This window comes from Dichotomicrobium thermohalophilum (assembly GCF_003550175.1).
GTDB lineage: Bacteria > Pseudomonadota > Alphaproteobacteria > Rhizobiales > Rhodomicrobiaceae > Dichotomicrobium > Dichotomicrobium thermohalophilum.
The window spans coordinates 1,386,062-1,400,261 of the sequence record NZ_QXDF01000001.1 but is presented as its reverse complement, the minus strand read 5'-3'; the positions used below and the strand labels follow the sequence as shown (position 1 = coordinate 1,400,261).

General features: G+C 65.5%; 12 protein-coding genes. 3 read left to right on the top strand and 9 right to left on the bottom strand.

Going from position 1 to position 14,200, the window contains the following annotated elements; genetic code table 11:
* Positions 1-51: 51 nt before the first annotated feature.
* Genes ligA through BXY53_RS06430 form a run of 3 tightly spaced genes read right to left on the bottom strand, consistent with a single transcriptional unit; the run spans position 52 to position 4,769 of the window.
* Positions 52-2,166, bottom strand: coding sequence for an NAD-dependent DNA ligase LigA (gene ligA, locus BXY53_RS06440; RefSeq protein ID WP_119061029.1), 2,115 nt, complete (start codon positions 2,164-2,166; stop codon positions 52-54).
* On the bottom strand, positions 2,163-3,851 hold the full coding sequence (gene recN / locus BXY53_RS06435; RefSeq protein WP_119061028.1) for a DNA repair protein RecN: 1,689 nt from the start codon (positions 3,849-3,851) through the stop codon (positions 2,163-2,165). Before recN ends, ligA begins: the two co-directional genes overlap by 4 nt.
* 33 nt (positions 3,852-3,884) lie before the next feature.
* Positions 3,885-4,769 (bottom strand): outer membrane protein assembly factor BamD, encoded by an 885-nt coding sequence (locus tag BXY53_RS06430; protein ID WP_170144356.1) that lies wholly within the window; start codon positions 4,767-4,769, stop codon positions 3,885-3,887.
* Positions 4,770-5,123: 354 nt separating this feature from the next.
* On the opposite strand from BXY53_RS06430, the gene serA reads away from it, so the two are divergent.
* The 3 genes from serA to BXY53_RS06415 all read left to right on the top strand — a co-directional run bounded on the left by serA (position 5,124) and on the right by BXY53_RS06415 (position 9,263).
* Entirely contained in the window at positions 5,124-6,410 is a 1,287-nt protein-coding gene (gene serA / locus BXY53_RS06425; protein ID WP_119061027.1) for a phosphoglycerate dehydrogenase, read from the top strand.
* Between the two features lie 50 nt (positions 6,411-6,460).
* A complete protein-coding gene (locus BXY53_RS06420) occupies positions 6,461-7,699 on the top strand; it encodes a hypothetical protein (RefSeq protein WP_119061026.1) in 1,239 nt (412 codons plus the stop codon).
* An 82-nt stretch (positions 7,700-7,781) separates the two neighbouring features.
* Complete coding sequence (locus BXY53_RS06415) at positions 7,782-9,263, top strand: hypothetical protein (RefSeq protein ID WP_119061025.1); 1,482 nt, start codon at positions 7,782-7,784, stop codon at positions 9,261-9,263.
* 152 nt (positions 9,264-9,415) lie between these two features.
* On the opposite strand, the gene BXY53_RS06410 is transcribed toward BXY53_RS06415, so the two are convergent.
* From BXY53_RS06410 to BXY53_RS06385, 6 genes are all read right to left on the bottom strand, one after another.
* Complete coding sequence (locus BXY53_RS06410; protein ID WP_119061024.1) at positions 9,416-10,264, bottom strand: D-amino-acid transaminase; 849 nt, start codon at positions 10,262-10,264, stop codon at positions 9,416-9,418.
* 104 nt (positions 10,265-10,368) lie between these two features.
* The gene (locus tag BXY53_RS06405) at positions 10,369-11,058 is read right to left on the bottom strand and encodes a glutathione S-transferase family protein (protein ID WP_119061023.1); all 690 of its coding nucleotides are present in this window, start codon (positions 11,056-11,058) and stop codon (positions 10,369-10,371) included.
* An 8-nt stretch (positions 11,059-11,066) separates the two neighbouring features.
* A complete protein-coding gene (locus BXY53_RS06400; RefSeq protein WP_119061022.1) occupies positions 11,067-11,624 on the bottom strand; it encodes a peroxiredoxin-like family protein in 558 nt (185 codons plus the stop codon).
* Between the two features lie 109 nt (positions 11,625-11,733).
* A complete protein-coding gene (gene moaB, locus BXY53_RS06395; RefSeq protein ID WP_119061021.1) occupies positions 11,734-12,285 on the bottom strand; it encodes a molybdenum cofactor biosynthesis protein B in 552 nt (183 codons plus the stop codon).
* 51 nt (positions 12,286-12,336) lie between these two features.
* Positions 12,337-13,203 (bottom strand): rhomboid family intramembrane serine protease, encoded by an 867-nt coding sequence (locus BXY53_RS06390; protein WP_119061020.1) that lies wholly within the window; start codon positions 13,201-13,203, stop codon positions 12,337-12,339.
* A gap of 75 nt (positions 13,204-13,278) precedes the next feature.
* The gene (locus tag BXY53_RS06385; protein ID WP_119061019.1) at positions 13,279-14,199 is read right to left on the bottom strand and encodes an alpha/beta fold hydrolase; all 921 of its coding nucleotides are present in this window, start codon (positions 14,197-14,199) and stop codon (positions 13,279-13,281) included.
* Between the last annotated feature and the right edge of the window lies 1 nt (position 14,200).

Genomic DNA, 14,200 nt, shown 5'->3' with positions numbered 1-14,200 from the left:
ACGCCGCCAAGCTCATCTCAAGATAGGCGGACTGCAGCAACCTGAACCGGCTTAGCTCGCGCCGGAGAGCGTGAGCCAGTCATCCTCGCTGATGACCTCAACGCCAAGCTCGCTTGCCTTTTTCAGCTTCGATCCCGCCCCTGGTCCGGCGACGACCAGATCCGTGTTCGCCGAGACCGATCCCGTCACCTTCGCGCCGAGACGCTCGGCCAGCGCCTTGGCCTCGTCGCGGGACATGCGCTCCAGCTTGCCAGTGAAGACAATCGTTTTACCACTCACCCGCGATTCCGTTGCTGTCTGCGCGAAGTCCTCGACCGTCACCTCTTCGATCAGCGCGTCGACCACCTCCCGGTTATGGCTTTCAGCGAAGAACTCGACGATCGCCTCGGCCGCCGCCGGGCCGATCCCGTCGATGTTGACAAGGTTCTGATAGGCGGCGCTGTCGCGGTCGCGCGCGGCCTCCATCGCCTCTCGGAAAGCCGTCCATGAACCGTAGCTGCGCGCCAGCACCCGTGCGGTCGTCTCGCCGATATGCCGGATGCCGAGCGCGTAGATGAAGCGGTCGAGCGGGATCTCGCGCCGCGCGTTGATCGATTCGAACAAGTTGGCCGCCGACTTCTCGCCCCAGCCTTCCCAGGTGCGGATCGGCTGGTTGGATTGCGCGTCGCGCGCCTCCAGCCTGAAAATGTCCGCCGGATTGTTGATGAGCCCTTCCTCATGGAACAACTCGATGCGCTTGCCGCCCAGCCCCTCGATGTCGAATGCGCTGCGCGATACGAAGTGCTTGAGCCGCTGGAGAAGCTGCGCCTCGCAGATCAGCCCGCCGGTGCAGCGGCGCGCAGCCTCCGGCTTGCCGGTCGCCGGGTTGATCTCGCGCACGGCGTGCGAGCCGCAGATCGGGCAGCGATCGGGCATTTCATAGGGCCTGGCGTCCTTCGGGCGCTTTTCCTGCACGACGCCGAGGATTTGCGGGATCACGTCGCCCGCGCGCTGGACGATGACCGTATCCCCGACCCGCACGTCCTTGCGCGCGATCTCGTCCTCGTTGTGGAGCGTCGCGTTGCTGACCACCACGCCGCCGACCGTCACAGGCCGCAGCTTGGCTACCGGGGTCAGCGCGCCAGTGCGGCCAACCTGGACGTCGATGTCTTCAAGGATCGTCGTCGCCTTTTCCGCCGGGAACTTGTGCGCGATCGCCCAGCGGGGCGCGCGAGAGACGAAGCCCAGCCGCTCCTGCAGCGCGAGGCTGTCGACCTTGTAGACCATGCCGTCGATGTCATAGCCGAGCGTGGCGCGGCGCGTTTCGATGTCCCGGTAGAAGGCGAGCAACTCCTCGGCCTTGCGGCAGAAGCGCAGCTCTGGGCTGATCGGAAAGCCCCAGTCGGCAATCGCCTGCATGACGGCGAAGTGACTGTCGGCCGGCAGCTCGGAAACATCGCCCCAGCCCCAAGCGTAGAACTGCAGCGGGCGCGCGGCGGTCACTTTGGGGTCGAGCTGGCGCACCGAGCCGGCCGCGGCATTGCGCGGGTTGGCAAAGGTCTTGCCGCCTCTTTCGGCATGCCGCGCGTTCAGCGCCTCGAAATCGGCGTGGGACATGAACACCTCGCCGCGCACCTCAAAGCGGTCGGGGAAGGACTTGGCCTCCACCTTCTTTGGAATGCCGGGGATCGTGCGGATGTTCGCCGTGACATCCTCGCCCTCCGCGCCGTCGCCGCGCGTGGCGGCAAAGGCTAGTTCCCCGCCGTCATACACGAGGCTCATGGACAGCCCGTCGAGCTTCGGCTCAGCGGCAAAGGCGACTTCGGCATCCGGCTCCAGCCCGAGAAAGCGGCGGATGCGGTCGACGAATTCGTGGATTTCCGCGTCGGCGAAAGCGTTGCTCAACGAGAGCATCGGTACACGGTGGCGCACCTTGGCGAACTTTTCCGAGGGCGGCGCGCCGACGCGCTGGGTGGGGCTGTCGGGCCGGATCAAGTCCGGGAAGCGCGCTTCAAGCGCCTCCAGCCGCTGGCGCAGCGCGTCATATCCCGCATCGCTGATGAGCGGCTGGTCCTGGACGTAATAGGCGCGGTCATGCCGGCTGATCTCGGCGATCAGCGCCGGGACCTCCTCCGCGGCCTGCTCGTGGCTAAGCTTGTCGGCCGGGATATCGCGAACTGCGCTCACGCCGCGCTCCCGATCAGCCGTTTCGCCGCCGCGCGCGCCTCGTCCGTCACCTTTGCGCCGGCCAGCATGCGCGCGATCTCCTCGTGCCGGTCCGGCTCGTCCAGCGGCGCGACCCGCGTAACCGTCGTCTCGCCCTGCTCGCCCGGTGCCGGTTCCTTGCTGATGCGCATATGTCCCTGCGCGTGCGCGGCCACCTGCGGTGCATGGGTCACGGACAACACCTGCACGCCCTCGGCCAGCCGTGCCAGCCGGTCGCCGATCGCGGCGGCCGTCGCACCGCCAACGCCAGTGTCGATCTCGTCGAAAATCAGGGTCGGCGCACTGCCGCGTTCGGCCAGCACGACCTTGAGCGCGAGGATGAACCGCGACAACTCGCCGCCCGACGCCACCTTCATGATCGGGCCGGGCGCCGTGCCCGGATTGGTCTGGACATGGAAGCTCACACGCTCCAGCCCGTCCGGCCCGCCTTCAACACCGTCTTCGTCGATGGGCTCCAGCTTCGTGATGAAGCGCGCCTTCTCCAGCTTGAGCGGCGGCAGCTCCTTTTGTACCGCCTCATCCAGCGCTTCGGCCGCCGCCCGGCGCTTCTCGCTCAGGTCGCGCGCCAAGCCATGGTAATGGTCGCGAGCGGTCTTTACCTCCTCTCGCAGGCGGGCCAGCGCCGACTCGCCTTCCGCCAGATCATCGAGCAACTTCGTGAACTCGGCCTGCAGGTTGGGCAATTCATCGACCGTCACGCGATGCTTGCGCGCCAGCGCCCTGAGCGCGAACAGCCGCTCCTCGGTCCGTTCCAGATCAGCCTGTGAAAAAGCACAGTCGCGCAGCGCCGTCTCGATCGTGTCTCGGGCCTCACCGGCCTCAGCCAGCACGCGCTCCAGTGCCTCGACCACCGGCGCGACAAGCTCGCCGCCGCCAAACCGCTCCAGCCGGCGCAGCGCCGAACTCAGGCGCTCTTCCGCGCCATTGTTGCCCGACAGGCTCTCGAACGCAGCGTTCAGCTCGCTGGCGATCTTTTCGGCGTTCATCATGGTCTGCCGCGCCTCGGCCAGGCGTTCTTCCTCGCCCTCCTCCGGCGCCAATTCCTCAAGCTCATCAAGCGTATGGCGGAGATAGTCGGCGTTTTCGCGCGCCTGCGCAAGCGCGGCCTCCCGCTCGGCGAGTTCGCCCTCCAGCGCGCGCCATGCATCCCACGCACGACGCACAGCCTCCGCATCTGCTGTCAGGCCCCCATAGCAGTCGAGCAGCCGACGATGCGTGGCCGCATCGGTCATCGCCCGGTCGTCGTGCTGGCCGTGGATTTCGACAAGCCGCGCGCCGGTCTGGCGCAGCATCTGCACACTTACCGGCTGGTCGTTGATGAAAGCGCGGGTTCGGCCATCGGCCTGCTGGACGCGTCGCAGGATGAGTTCACCGCCTGCTTGTTCCGCATCGAAGCCGTTTTGGGCCAGCCATCGGATCGCCTCGTGCGACTCAGGGAGGTCGAACCGCGCCGTCACCTGGCCGCGCGCCTGCCCCGCGCGCACGAGGCTCGCCTCACCCCGGCTTCCCAGCGCAAGACCGAAAGCGTCGAGCAGGATGGACTTTCCCGCGCCGGTCTCGCCGGTGAGCACGCTCAGCCCGGCGCCGAATTCCAGGTGAAGCCTGTCGATAAGGACGATGTTCTCGATCGAAAGGGCCGTCAGCATGATGCCCTTATACGATGATTCCCGCGAAGCGTGTCAGAGCGGGCTGGCCTGCTGGAGCTTTGTCCATTGGCGACTGATCCAGGACCCCGCATCCTCGCGCGGCTCCAGCCCGTCGCTCTGGAGAAGCGCATAAGCGTCCTCGTACCACTCGCTTTCCGGGTAATTGTGACCCAGCACGGCCGCAGCGGTCTGCGCCTCGCTCTTAATGCCGAGTGCCATGTAGGCTTCCGTCAGCCGCGACAGCGCTTCTTCCACATGCTTGGTCTGCTGGTATTTCTCGACCACGGTGCGGAAGCGGTTGATCGCAGCGATGTAGTTGCCCCGTTCAAGATAGTAGCGACCGACCTGCATCTCCTTGGCGGCCAGCAGGTCGCGGGCGATCTTGATGCGCTTGCGCGCCTGCGGCGCGTAGCGGCTGTCCGGATAGCGCCGCACGAGGATTTCGAGCTCGTTCAGGGCTTTCTCGGTGTCCGACTGGTCGCGGTCCGGACCGTTCATCCGGTCGAAATAGGCCGACGCGATGATGTGCTGGGCAAGCGGTGCCTCATCCGTGCCGGGATGCAGCGTCAGGTAGCGCCGGGCCGCGCTGACCGCCTTGGGCAGATCACCCTGCTTGTAGTTGGCATACGCGCTCATGACAATGGCGCGCCGCGCCTCCGGCGAATAGGGATAGTTCTTGTCGACCTCCTCGAACTTGGCCGCTGCTTCCTTCCAGTCGGCCTCGTCGAGCAGCGCGTCGCCTTCGGCATAAATCTGGGCGGCGGTCTTATCCTCTTTCGCTGCCTCCTCTTCCTCGAACATCCCCGTCAGGGACGTTGAAGCGCAGCCGCTGAGCACGACCGCGCAAAGGGCGACCATGACCACCCGCGCGGCACGCGCAGCCGAAAGCGTCCTGAACAACCGGTCCAGACCTGGCATGTGAGCCACCTTTCCTAACGGCGCTCCGCGTGGCGCCGTGCAAAATTCGCCGACATCTGTCGCCGCTGGCGCACCGCTGACCAGCCGACGACGCGCAGAATCACGCACAATCAGCGACCAAGGAACACAGGGAATATGGTGATTTTGTGCGTCTTTCGGGCTGCGACGAGGAACATTAACACTCTGCCAGCCGCCTGTCACAGCGTGAAAAATCGGAACCGCTCGCCTCTGCTCCCGCGGGCGCTTGGACCTGCCTGTCAAGGGGTGTGGCGTCCCGCCGCAGCTTGACCTCGGCGCCAGCATGCGTTCAAACCTTACGCCACGTCTGAACCAAGAATTTTGCAATGGAAAGACATGACGAAGGAACTCTCACACGCACAGCATCTGGCGCTGTCCAAGAGCGAGACGCCGATTCTGCTCCTTGAAGGGATCGCGGACACGGCCGTTGAAGCGCTGCATGCTGATGGATACACGAATGTCACACGCCTGAAGACGGCGCTTGGCCCGGAAGAACTGAAAGAACGTTTGCAAGACGGCGTGCGCATGCTCGGGATCCGCTCGCGCACGCGGCTGACCGCCGACATCTTCGAGGCTGCGCCGCGGCTGATTGCCGTCGGCTGCTTTTCGGTCGGCACCAACCAGGTCGACCTCGGCGCCGCGAGCACCAAGGGCGTCCCAGTGTTCAACGCGCCATTCTCCAACACCCGCAGCGTGGCCGAACTGACCATCGCCGAGATCATCATGCTGTTCCGGCGCATTTTCCCACGCTCGATGGCCGCCCATGAGGGCATCTGGCAGAAATCCGCCAAGGACAGCCACGAGATTCGCGGACGCACGCTCGGCATTGTGGGCTACGGCAACATCGGCACGCAGCTCGCCAATCTGGCCGAGGTCATGGGTATGAGCGTGATCTTCCATGACCAGACCGAGAAGCTGCGCCACGGCAACGTCACCGCCGCCGATGATCTCATGGACCTGCTGCAGCGCTCCGACGTGGTCTCACTTCACCTGCCCGAAACGCCGCAGACGAAGGGCATCATCGGTGAGCGCGAAATCCGCGCGATGAAACCCGGCGCCTTCCTCATCAATAACGCGCGCGGCACGCTCGTGGACATCGAAGCGCTCGCGCGGGCGCTTAAGGACGGGCATCTGCGCGGTGCAGCGATCGACGTGTTCCCGTCAGAGCCGTCCTCCAACGAGGAAGAGTTCATTTCTCCCCTGCGTGGTCTGGACAACGTGATCCTCACCCCGCATGTCGGCGGCTCCACGGAAGAGGCGCAGGAGCGCATTGGCACCGAGGTGTCGCGCAAGCTTATCGAGTATTCCGATGTCGGCTCGACCACTGGCGCAGTGAACTTCCCGCAGGTGCAGCTGCCGGTGGCCGCGGCCAAGTCCAAGCGCTTCATCCACATCCACCACAACATCCCCGGCATGATGCGCCGGCTCAACGACGCCTTCGGCGCGCGGGATGTCAACATCACCGCTCAGTACCTGCAAACCGAGGGCGAACTGGGCTATGTTGTGCTGGACGCCGAAGTGAAGGAAGACATCGCGGCCGATCTTCTCGCCCAGTTGCGCAGCCTCGAGGGCACCATCCGCTCGCGCATGGTCTACGGACCGAGCGAACCGGCGCCGCGCTGATCTGCAGCCGGGAGGGGTGGCGCGCCGCGGGGAATAGCGGGGGGAACGCGGTGGCGAACGGCTTGGACACCGGCGGCAACGGCGACGACAATGGCCAGGCGGGGCGCTGGCGCGGCCGCCTCAGCGCGGCGTCGGAGCGGGTGCGCGATCGGCGCGTCCTCTCGGTCACGTCCTTGATTGGCGGCATCCTTCTCGGCGCAGTGGCGGTCTTTCTCGCGCTCGCGTGGGAGCGGGACGGCCCATCACCCGAAGAGAGTCAGTGCGCCAGCTACGTTCAGGGCCGCATCGCCTGGAATGATGACGACAACACCCGCTGGGACTCGAGTTGGCTGAACCGCCTCTGCCGCGGCACGACGCGCCCCGCCCAGCCCGGCCTGTGCTTCAGCAGCATCCGCGAAATCCCCCTCGAAAAGGGCGCAGCCATTCAGGCGGACTGGAAAGACGCTGTCGCCTTATGCGCGGGCACCGAAAACGCGCAAGCCCGAATCGCGTGCTACCGCGAAGGCGTGGAGCGCGGGATGCACTTCCGCGACGCCATCGAGCAGTGCAACCCGCCGCCCATCATCGCGGGACGAACTGCTTGCGAGCGGTTGGTACAGGGCAACATCACCTGGAACAAGACGGGCGACACGAGCTGGACGCCGCGCCGGCTTGATCTGCTCTGCGAGGACACCACGCGTCCGACCCAGCCGCTGTTGTGCTTCGACCGGCTGTTCCATGGCAGTGGCCCGTGGGACCAGATCGTTGACGGCAACTGGCGCCGCGCCGCCCAGCTTTGTGCGGGCACCAATAGCGTGCGCGAGACCACGGACTGCGTAACCGGCACCCTCGCCGACCTGGACGAACAGGCGATAGAGCCCGAGCCGCAAATCGTCGACACGGGCGAGGATGCGCCCCCACCGCAGTCCCGCGCCGACCGACTTTTTCGGGCCGTGCTGAAAGCCTGCAACCCACGCCGGCCCACGGACCGCAGCACGCGCTGCAAACGCTTCGTACAGGGCAACATTCCCTGGAGCCAGGACGGCTATCAGGACTGGGAGCCAGCTGTGCTTGATGAGTTATGCGGCAAGACCCGTGCGCCGCAGCAGCCCGGCCTGTGCTTCTTCCGTGCCATCAGCGGCGAAATCGAGGGCGATTCCAAGGGCGAATCGAAATGGGCCTATGCCGTGCGGCTGTGCGCGGGCACCAACGACGCCGACGCCCGGCTCGACTGCTACGAACGCGAACGCGCCGCCGGAAAGGACAGCCGCGCGGCAATTAGGGCTTGCAAAGAAGCGGAACAAGATTGAAGCAGGACGCGTTGGTTAAAAGACGGTTTCCAAACCGCGACCATCGCCCGTGCCGAGGGACAACCATCCAGGAGCAATTCGAATGCCCCGCATCATCAGTTTTTTGACCGTTTTCCTGGCCCTGATGGCCGCGGTCGTCACCGCCCAAGCCCAGCCGCGCGGTCAATGGGAAGTTCTGGGCGAGCAGCGCAGCCGTCCCGGCGTCGAGAGCCTTAAAATCGACGTGCCGGGACGCCGCGCCGGACGCTTTGATGCGCTCAAGGTGGCCGTGCGCGGCGGCAACATCCTGCTGCTGAGCGTCGAGATCACCTTCGGCAATGGCGACCGGCAGAAGGTGGATATCCGCTTCCCGCTCACGGCCGGCGCCGAGACCGGCCCGATCGATCTGGAGGGTCGCGGGCGATTCATCCGCTCGGTGAGGGTGCGGTATGGCTCGCTTGGCTTTCTCGGGCGGCCGACCGTCGTGGTCCTCGGCCATCCGGTCCGCGGTCGTCCCGACCGGCCAGATGTGGTTTTCCGCGACCTCGGGCCGCGCTGGGAGCGCTTGTCCGTCGAGCGTGTTGATCGCGAGCGCGACCGTGACGTTATCCAGCTTTCGCGGCGCGACGGACGCTTCGACGCGATCCTGCTGCGCGTGCGGCAAAGCCCGATCCGGCTCCGCCGGGTGCGGGTCGTGTTCGGTAATGGCCGGCGGCAGGATTTCGACCTGCCCAACGTGCTGCGTCGCGGTGACACCGATATACTTGAACTGCGGGGACGCCGCGGCCGCTTCATCGACCGGATCGTCCTGGTCTACCGGGACATTGGCAGCCCGCGTCGCGCCCGCGTCGCAGTCTTTGGCCGAAAGGCCGAGCGGCGGCCGGACTTCCGCGACCTCGGACCGGACTGGTCACGCCTGTCCGTCGAGCGTGTGAATCGGGAGCGTGACCGCGACGTGATCCAGCTTTCGCGGCGCGACGGACGCTTCGACGCGATCCTGCTGCGGGTGCGGCAAAGTCCCGTGCGCGTGCGCCGGGTGCGTGTCGTGTTCGGCAATGGCCGGCGGCAGGATTTCGACCTGCCCAACGTCCTGCGTCGCGGTGACACCGATGTGCTTGAACTACGGGGGCGGAGAGGCCGCTTCATTGACCGGATCGTCCTGGTCTACCGCGATGCCGGCGGCCCGCGTCGGGCCCGCGTCGAGGTCTGGGGCCGGCAAACCCAGCGCAGGGGCTTCCGCCCGCTAGGGCCGCGCTGGGACGAGATCGGGATCATGCGGGCCAGCCGGGGCGGCGACCGCGACGTGATCGAGCTGTCGCGGCGCGACGGCCGGTTCGACGCGTTGCTGCTGCGAGTGAAGCGCAATGACGTCGAGTTCCGCCGCGTTCGGGTTATCTATGGCAACGGGCGGCGCGATAATCTCGATATCGACCGGCGCATCCGTGCGGGCGATGAATCGGATGTGCTGGAACTGCGCGGCGCGCGGGGTCGATTCCTCGACCGGATCGAGCTGGTGTACCGCACGCGCGGCGGCGGCCGGCTCGCTCTCGTCGAGATATGGGGCCGCAGATCGCTGCGGCGCTAAGCTCCTGAAGGGGTGAAAAAAATACGTCTAGGTCTAGACAAGTCAGCCGCGTCGACGCCTCGGCTCGGCGCGGCTGAAACCATTCAGAGCATGCGCCATGTGTAGCCGGGAGGCCTCGGCCGTTCGGCGCGGCAATAACAAAACGGTCCGCATCAGGCGGGGGTGGCGAAATCCAGATAGCGCGCGCGCAGCCGCCGGGCGATTGGTCCCGGTTCGCCATCGCCCACGGGATAATCATTGATGCTCACGACCGGCAGCACAAAGCTGGACGCGCTCGTCAGGAACGCCTCGCGCGCAGCCACCGCCTCCTCGACACTGAAGGGCCGCTGATCAACGGGCAGCTTTTCCTCCTCGATCAGGCTGAGCAGCCGGCTGCGCGTCAGACCGGGCAGAATTTCCCGGCCAAGCGCGCGGGTGACGATGACCCCCTCCTGCGTCACGATGAATGCCGAAGACGACGTGCCTTCCGTGACCAGGCCGTCCTCGACCATCCATGCCTCGTAAGCCCCGCGCTTCTTCGCCTCCTGCTTGCCCATCGCCTGGGGCAACAGCGCGATGCTCTTGATGTCGCGGCGCACCCAGCGCAGGTCCGGCGTGGTAACGACCTTCACCCCGGTCTCCGCGTTGCGGTCGCCGAAATAATCCCGCGGCTGGGTGAACGCGATCACGGTCGGCTCGGCATCAGACGGATAGGCGAAATCCCGCTCGGCCACGCCGCGCGTGACCTGGATATAGACGACTCCATTCTCGACCCGGTTGCGCGTGATAAGGCCTTGATGCAGGTCCTCGATCGCCGCGTCATCCATCTCAAGCGTCATGTCCAGTTTTGCAAGCGACGACCGCAGCCGCTGAAGGTGCGGCGCGAAGTCGATCATCCGGCCGTTCAGCACGGCGGTGACTTCATACACACCGTCGGCAAACAGAAATCCGCGATCGAAAATCGAAATTCGCGCGTTTTCGGCCTCGACGAATTCGCCATTTACGTAGACGTATCGTGTCACACCCGCTCTCCCGGAAGCAGCGGCGCCCAGATCCTTCCGACGCGCGGTTATCGCGCCGGCTCGCGCGCGAGTCAATCGAAGCGGCGCCGCTTCCGGCGGCGATGTCACTGCTGCAGGAAACCGCGGACCTCGCGTATCAACTCTTCGGTCTTTGCGCGGTCGCGAGTCTCCAGCGCCTCCTCGCGTCTGGGCACGCAGATACCGCGCTGCACGGCTGGCCGGTCCGCGACATCGCCAAGCCAACGCTGAAGGTGGTCCAGGCCGTCGACGGATACGCCGGACCACTCATGCGTGCGCGCCCAGCACCAGTTGGCAATGTCGGCGATGGTGTAGTCCTCGCCGGCCAGATACCGGCTTTGAGCCAGCCGCCCGTCGAGCACTTCGAGCAGCCGGCGGCTCTCGTTCTGGTAGCGGGCGATCACGGGCGGGATCTTCTCCTGCCAGTAGCGGTGAAAGACGTTGGCTTGGCCCATCATCGGGCCGACACCGCCCATCTGGAACATCAACCATTGCATGGTGCGGCTGCGTCCCTTCTCATCGGCAGGCATCAGCTCACCCGTCTTCTCCGCGAGATACACAAGGATCGCTCCGGACTCGAACACGGCGAAGTTGTCGTTGCCGCGGTCGACGATTGCCGGGATGCGCCCGTTCGGGTTGATCTTGAGGAACCAGTCCTGCTTCTGCTCGCCTGCCCCGAGGTCGATCGGGTGCACGGCATACGGCAGGCCCAGTTCCTCAAGCGTCACCGAAGCCTTGTGCCCATTGGGCGTCGCGGCGGTATAGAGTTCGATCATGCATGCTCCTATGCGGCTGCACTCAGCGGCACTTCCCCACGCGCCGGGTAGTCCTTCTCGACAACGAAATCGACCGCGCCGAGAACCTGGCGCCACGACGGCCGGGCGAAGGGCATGTTCTGGATGCTGATGAAGTAGAGCGTCCGGTCCGGCTTCATCAGGAACAGGCCCGGCTCGGCGAATTCGCGCGGCTCCTCAACGCCCATCGAGGTCACGCCGTTCGAAGAGGAAATGTACAGGTTCCAGCGCCGCGCCTCCTCCAGGCTGAGGTCATAGCCGACAGTGAGTTTGTCCAGCCCCCATTCCTGCTTCGCGCGCTCGGCGCGGTCCTGCGGGTCGTTGGAGACGACCAGCGTATCGACGCCCTTGCTCTGGAAGTCATCGGCCAACCGGTTCAGCTCGGCCAGATATTTCGAGCAAATCGGGCAATGCAGGCCGCGATAGACATTCACCATGATGAAGCGCTCGGCCTGCCGCTGGCTCAGGTCCCACACGCCGCCGCCGACTGTGGGGACGCGCAGATCTGGGGCCGCGGTTCTTGGAAGCAGTCGCGGATATTGCGTCATCGGAGTTTCCTTTCCTGGCGTTGACGGTTCGGGCATCTGCCCGTCGGTCACAACTCAGGACCTAATCGCCTGTGCGCCAGATGAAACTCAACTTGTTGTGACGGCTATGTTACTTCGCCGGCTCATCGGCGATGTGCTCGCTCAGACGCGGCATGATCTCGACGAAATTGCAGGGCCTGTGCCGGTAGTCGAGCTGGTATTGCAGGATGCCGTCCCAGGCGTCCTTGCAGGCGCCGGGCGAGCCCGGCAGGCAGAAGACGTAGGTGCCGCCCGCTACGCCGGCCAGCGAGCGCGACTGGATCGTTGACGTTCCGACTTTCTCGAAGGAGAGCATGTGCATGACGACGGAAAAGCCGTCGATCTCCTTTTCGAACAGCGGTCGGATGGCTTCAGGCGTCACGTCCCGCCCGGTCAAGCCGGTGCCACCCGTGGTGATCACGGCATCGATCTGCGGATTGGAAATCCAGCGCTGAACCTGCGCGCGGATCTGCTCGACATCGTCGCGCACGATGGCGCGGTCGGCCAGTTCGTGGCCAGCGTCGATCACGCGGTCGGCCAGCAGGCTGCCGGACTTGTCGTCCGACAATTCGCGGGTATTGGAAACGGTCAGCACCGCGATGCGGACGGATTTGAAAGGCTTGGTCTCGTCAATTCCGGGCATGAGAGCTTTCCTTTGGGCTTTCCGTTATTTCGGCGCGAAGCAGCGCGCCCGTCAAGGACGCGGCGGTGCGCCGCCCCATGGCCCCCGCGTATCCGAGTTGGTCTGGTCGGGGCCCTCGCCGTTGCCTTCCGTCCCCGCCTGGCGACGTTGCCCGGAGTTTGGCACGCGCCAGCGTCTACGCCCGGTCGTCATGCGATAACGCTTGCCGCGCCGCGCGTCATAGACCGTGCCCTTGCGGCCGATCCCGCCGAGCCAGAGCAGCGGCAACAGCACCATGCCGGCGACGAAGCCCCCGATATGCGCCCACCAGGCGATACCGCCGCCCATGCTGGGCCGGAACATCTCCACCGCACCCTGAAGCACTTGCAGCCCGAACCACAACACAACGAAGGACAGCGCGGGCAGCTCGAAAAATAGCGGAATGAACACGATCGGGAACAGCATGATGAGCCGAGCGCGCGGGAAGGTCGCCGCATAAGCGCCCATCACGCCGGCCACGGCCCCGGACGCCCCAAGCACCGGGACGGGTGAATTCTGGTTGAAGTAGAAATGCGCGATGTTCGCCGCGATCCCGCAGAGGATGTAGAATATGAAGAAGGCAACCGACCCGTAGCGGCTCTCAACGGAGCTGCCGAAGATATACAGCGTCCACATGTTCAGCAGGATGTGCAGGAACCCGCCATGCATGAAGAAGCTGCTGATGAAGGGAAAGTAGTCGTTCGGTGACAGACCCTGATATTGCGCCCAGACCGGGTTGGAATAGCGCAGCGGCACAAGCGCGTATTCATAGATGAATTTCTGGCCTACCAGCCCCGTCATCGAGATCTGGAACAGGAACACGACCACATTCGCGATGATGAGCGCATAAACGACGCTGGGCGTGGTGCGGACGACGATCGAATCGCGAATGGGGATCATGAGGGGGCGCTGCCTGCTGGGTTGCCGCGTGCGGGCGGGACGAGGATTTAGCGTAGCAAAGCCGGCGCGCCGCGCCTATGCGGCCTCGCGCGCCAGGCGCGTCACGCTTTCCAAGACATGGCCGTAGTTGCGCAGAATCCAATAATGGCCCGCGCCTTCGATGCGCTGAACATCGCAGCCGGGGATCAACTCGCCTAGCCGCAACGCAGCCGAGACGGGGACGTTACGGTCTGAAAGCCCCTGCCAGAGAATGGTCGGGGCAGTGATGTTCTCGAACGCCAGGTTCCATGGCCGCGAAAAACACCGCAGCTCCTCCACGGCTCCGCCGATGCCCGGGCGCACGCCCTCGCGCAGACCGCGCAGCAGGTTCTTGCGGACGCGCTTTTCCGACAGGATGCGCCAATCCGACGGCGCGCTGCGGCTGATGAGAAGCGCGGCCATCGCATCAGGTACCAACAGGAAGCCGGCACGGCCAAAACTGAACAGGACGCGATAAAGCAGCGGGACACCGGGAAGAACGCGGAAGGTCAGCCGATGCGCCGGCCCGATACGCTTCGGACTCTCCGGCCCGGCGAAAGGTCCGATGGGCGATACAAGACCCATCGCGGCCACCCGCTCCGGCCGCGCTGCGGCGAAAGCGACCGCGAACGGGGCGCCGCCCGACACGCCCGCCACCGCCACGCGCTCGATGCCGAGGGCATCACACAGCGCGGCCATTTCATCCGCGCTCCGCGCCAGGGGGCGCGCCTTGGCGAAGCTGGACAGCCCGAAGCCCGCGCGCTCCGGAGCGATCAGACGCAGACCCTTGTGGCGCGCAAACTCGTCGGCGATGCCGAACATGAAGCGCGAGCCCGGCGTGCCGTGGAAGCACAGCATCGGCAGACCGTCCGCAGCGCCGTATTCGCGAAACCCGATGACCCGGCCATCGCCCAGGATCAGCCGATTGTCCTCACCCTGGCGCTCAATGCGCGGGGCCGCTGCCCACTCTTTTTCCATC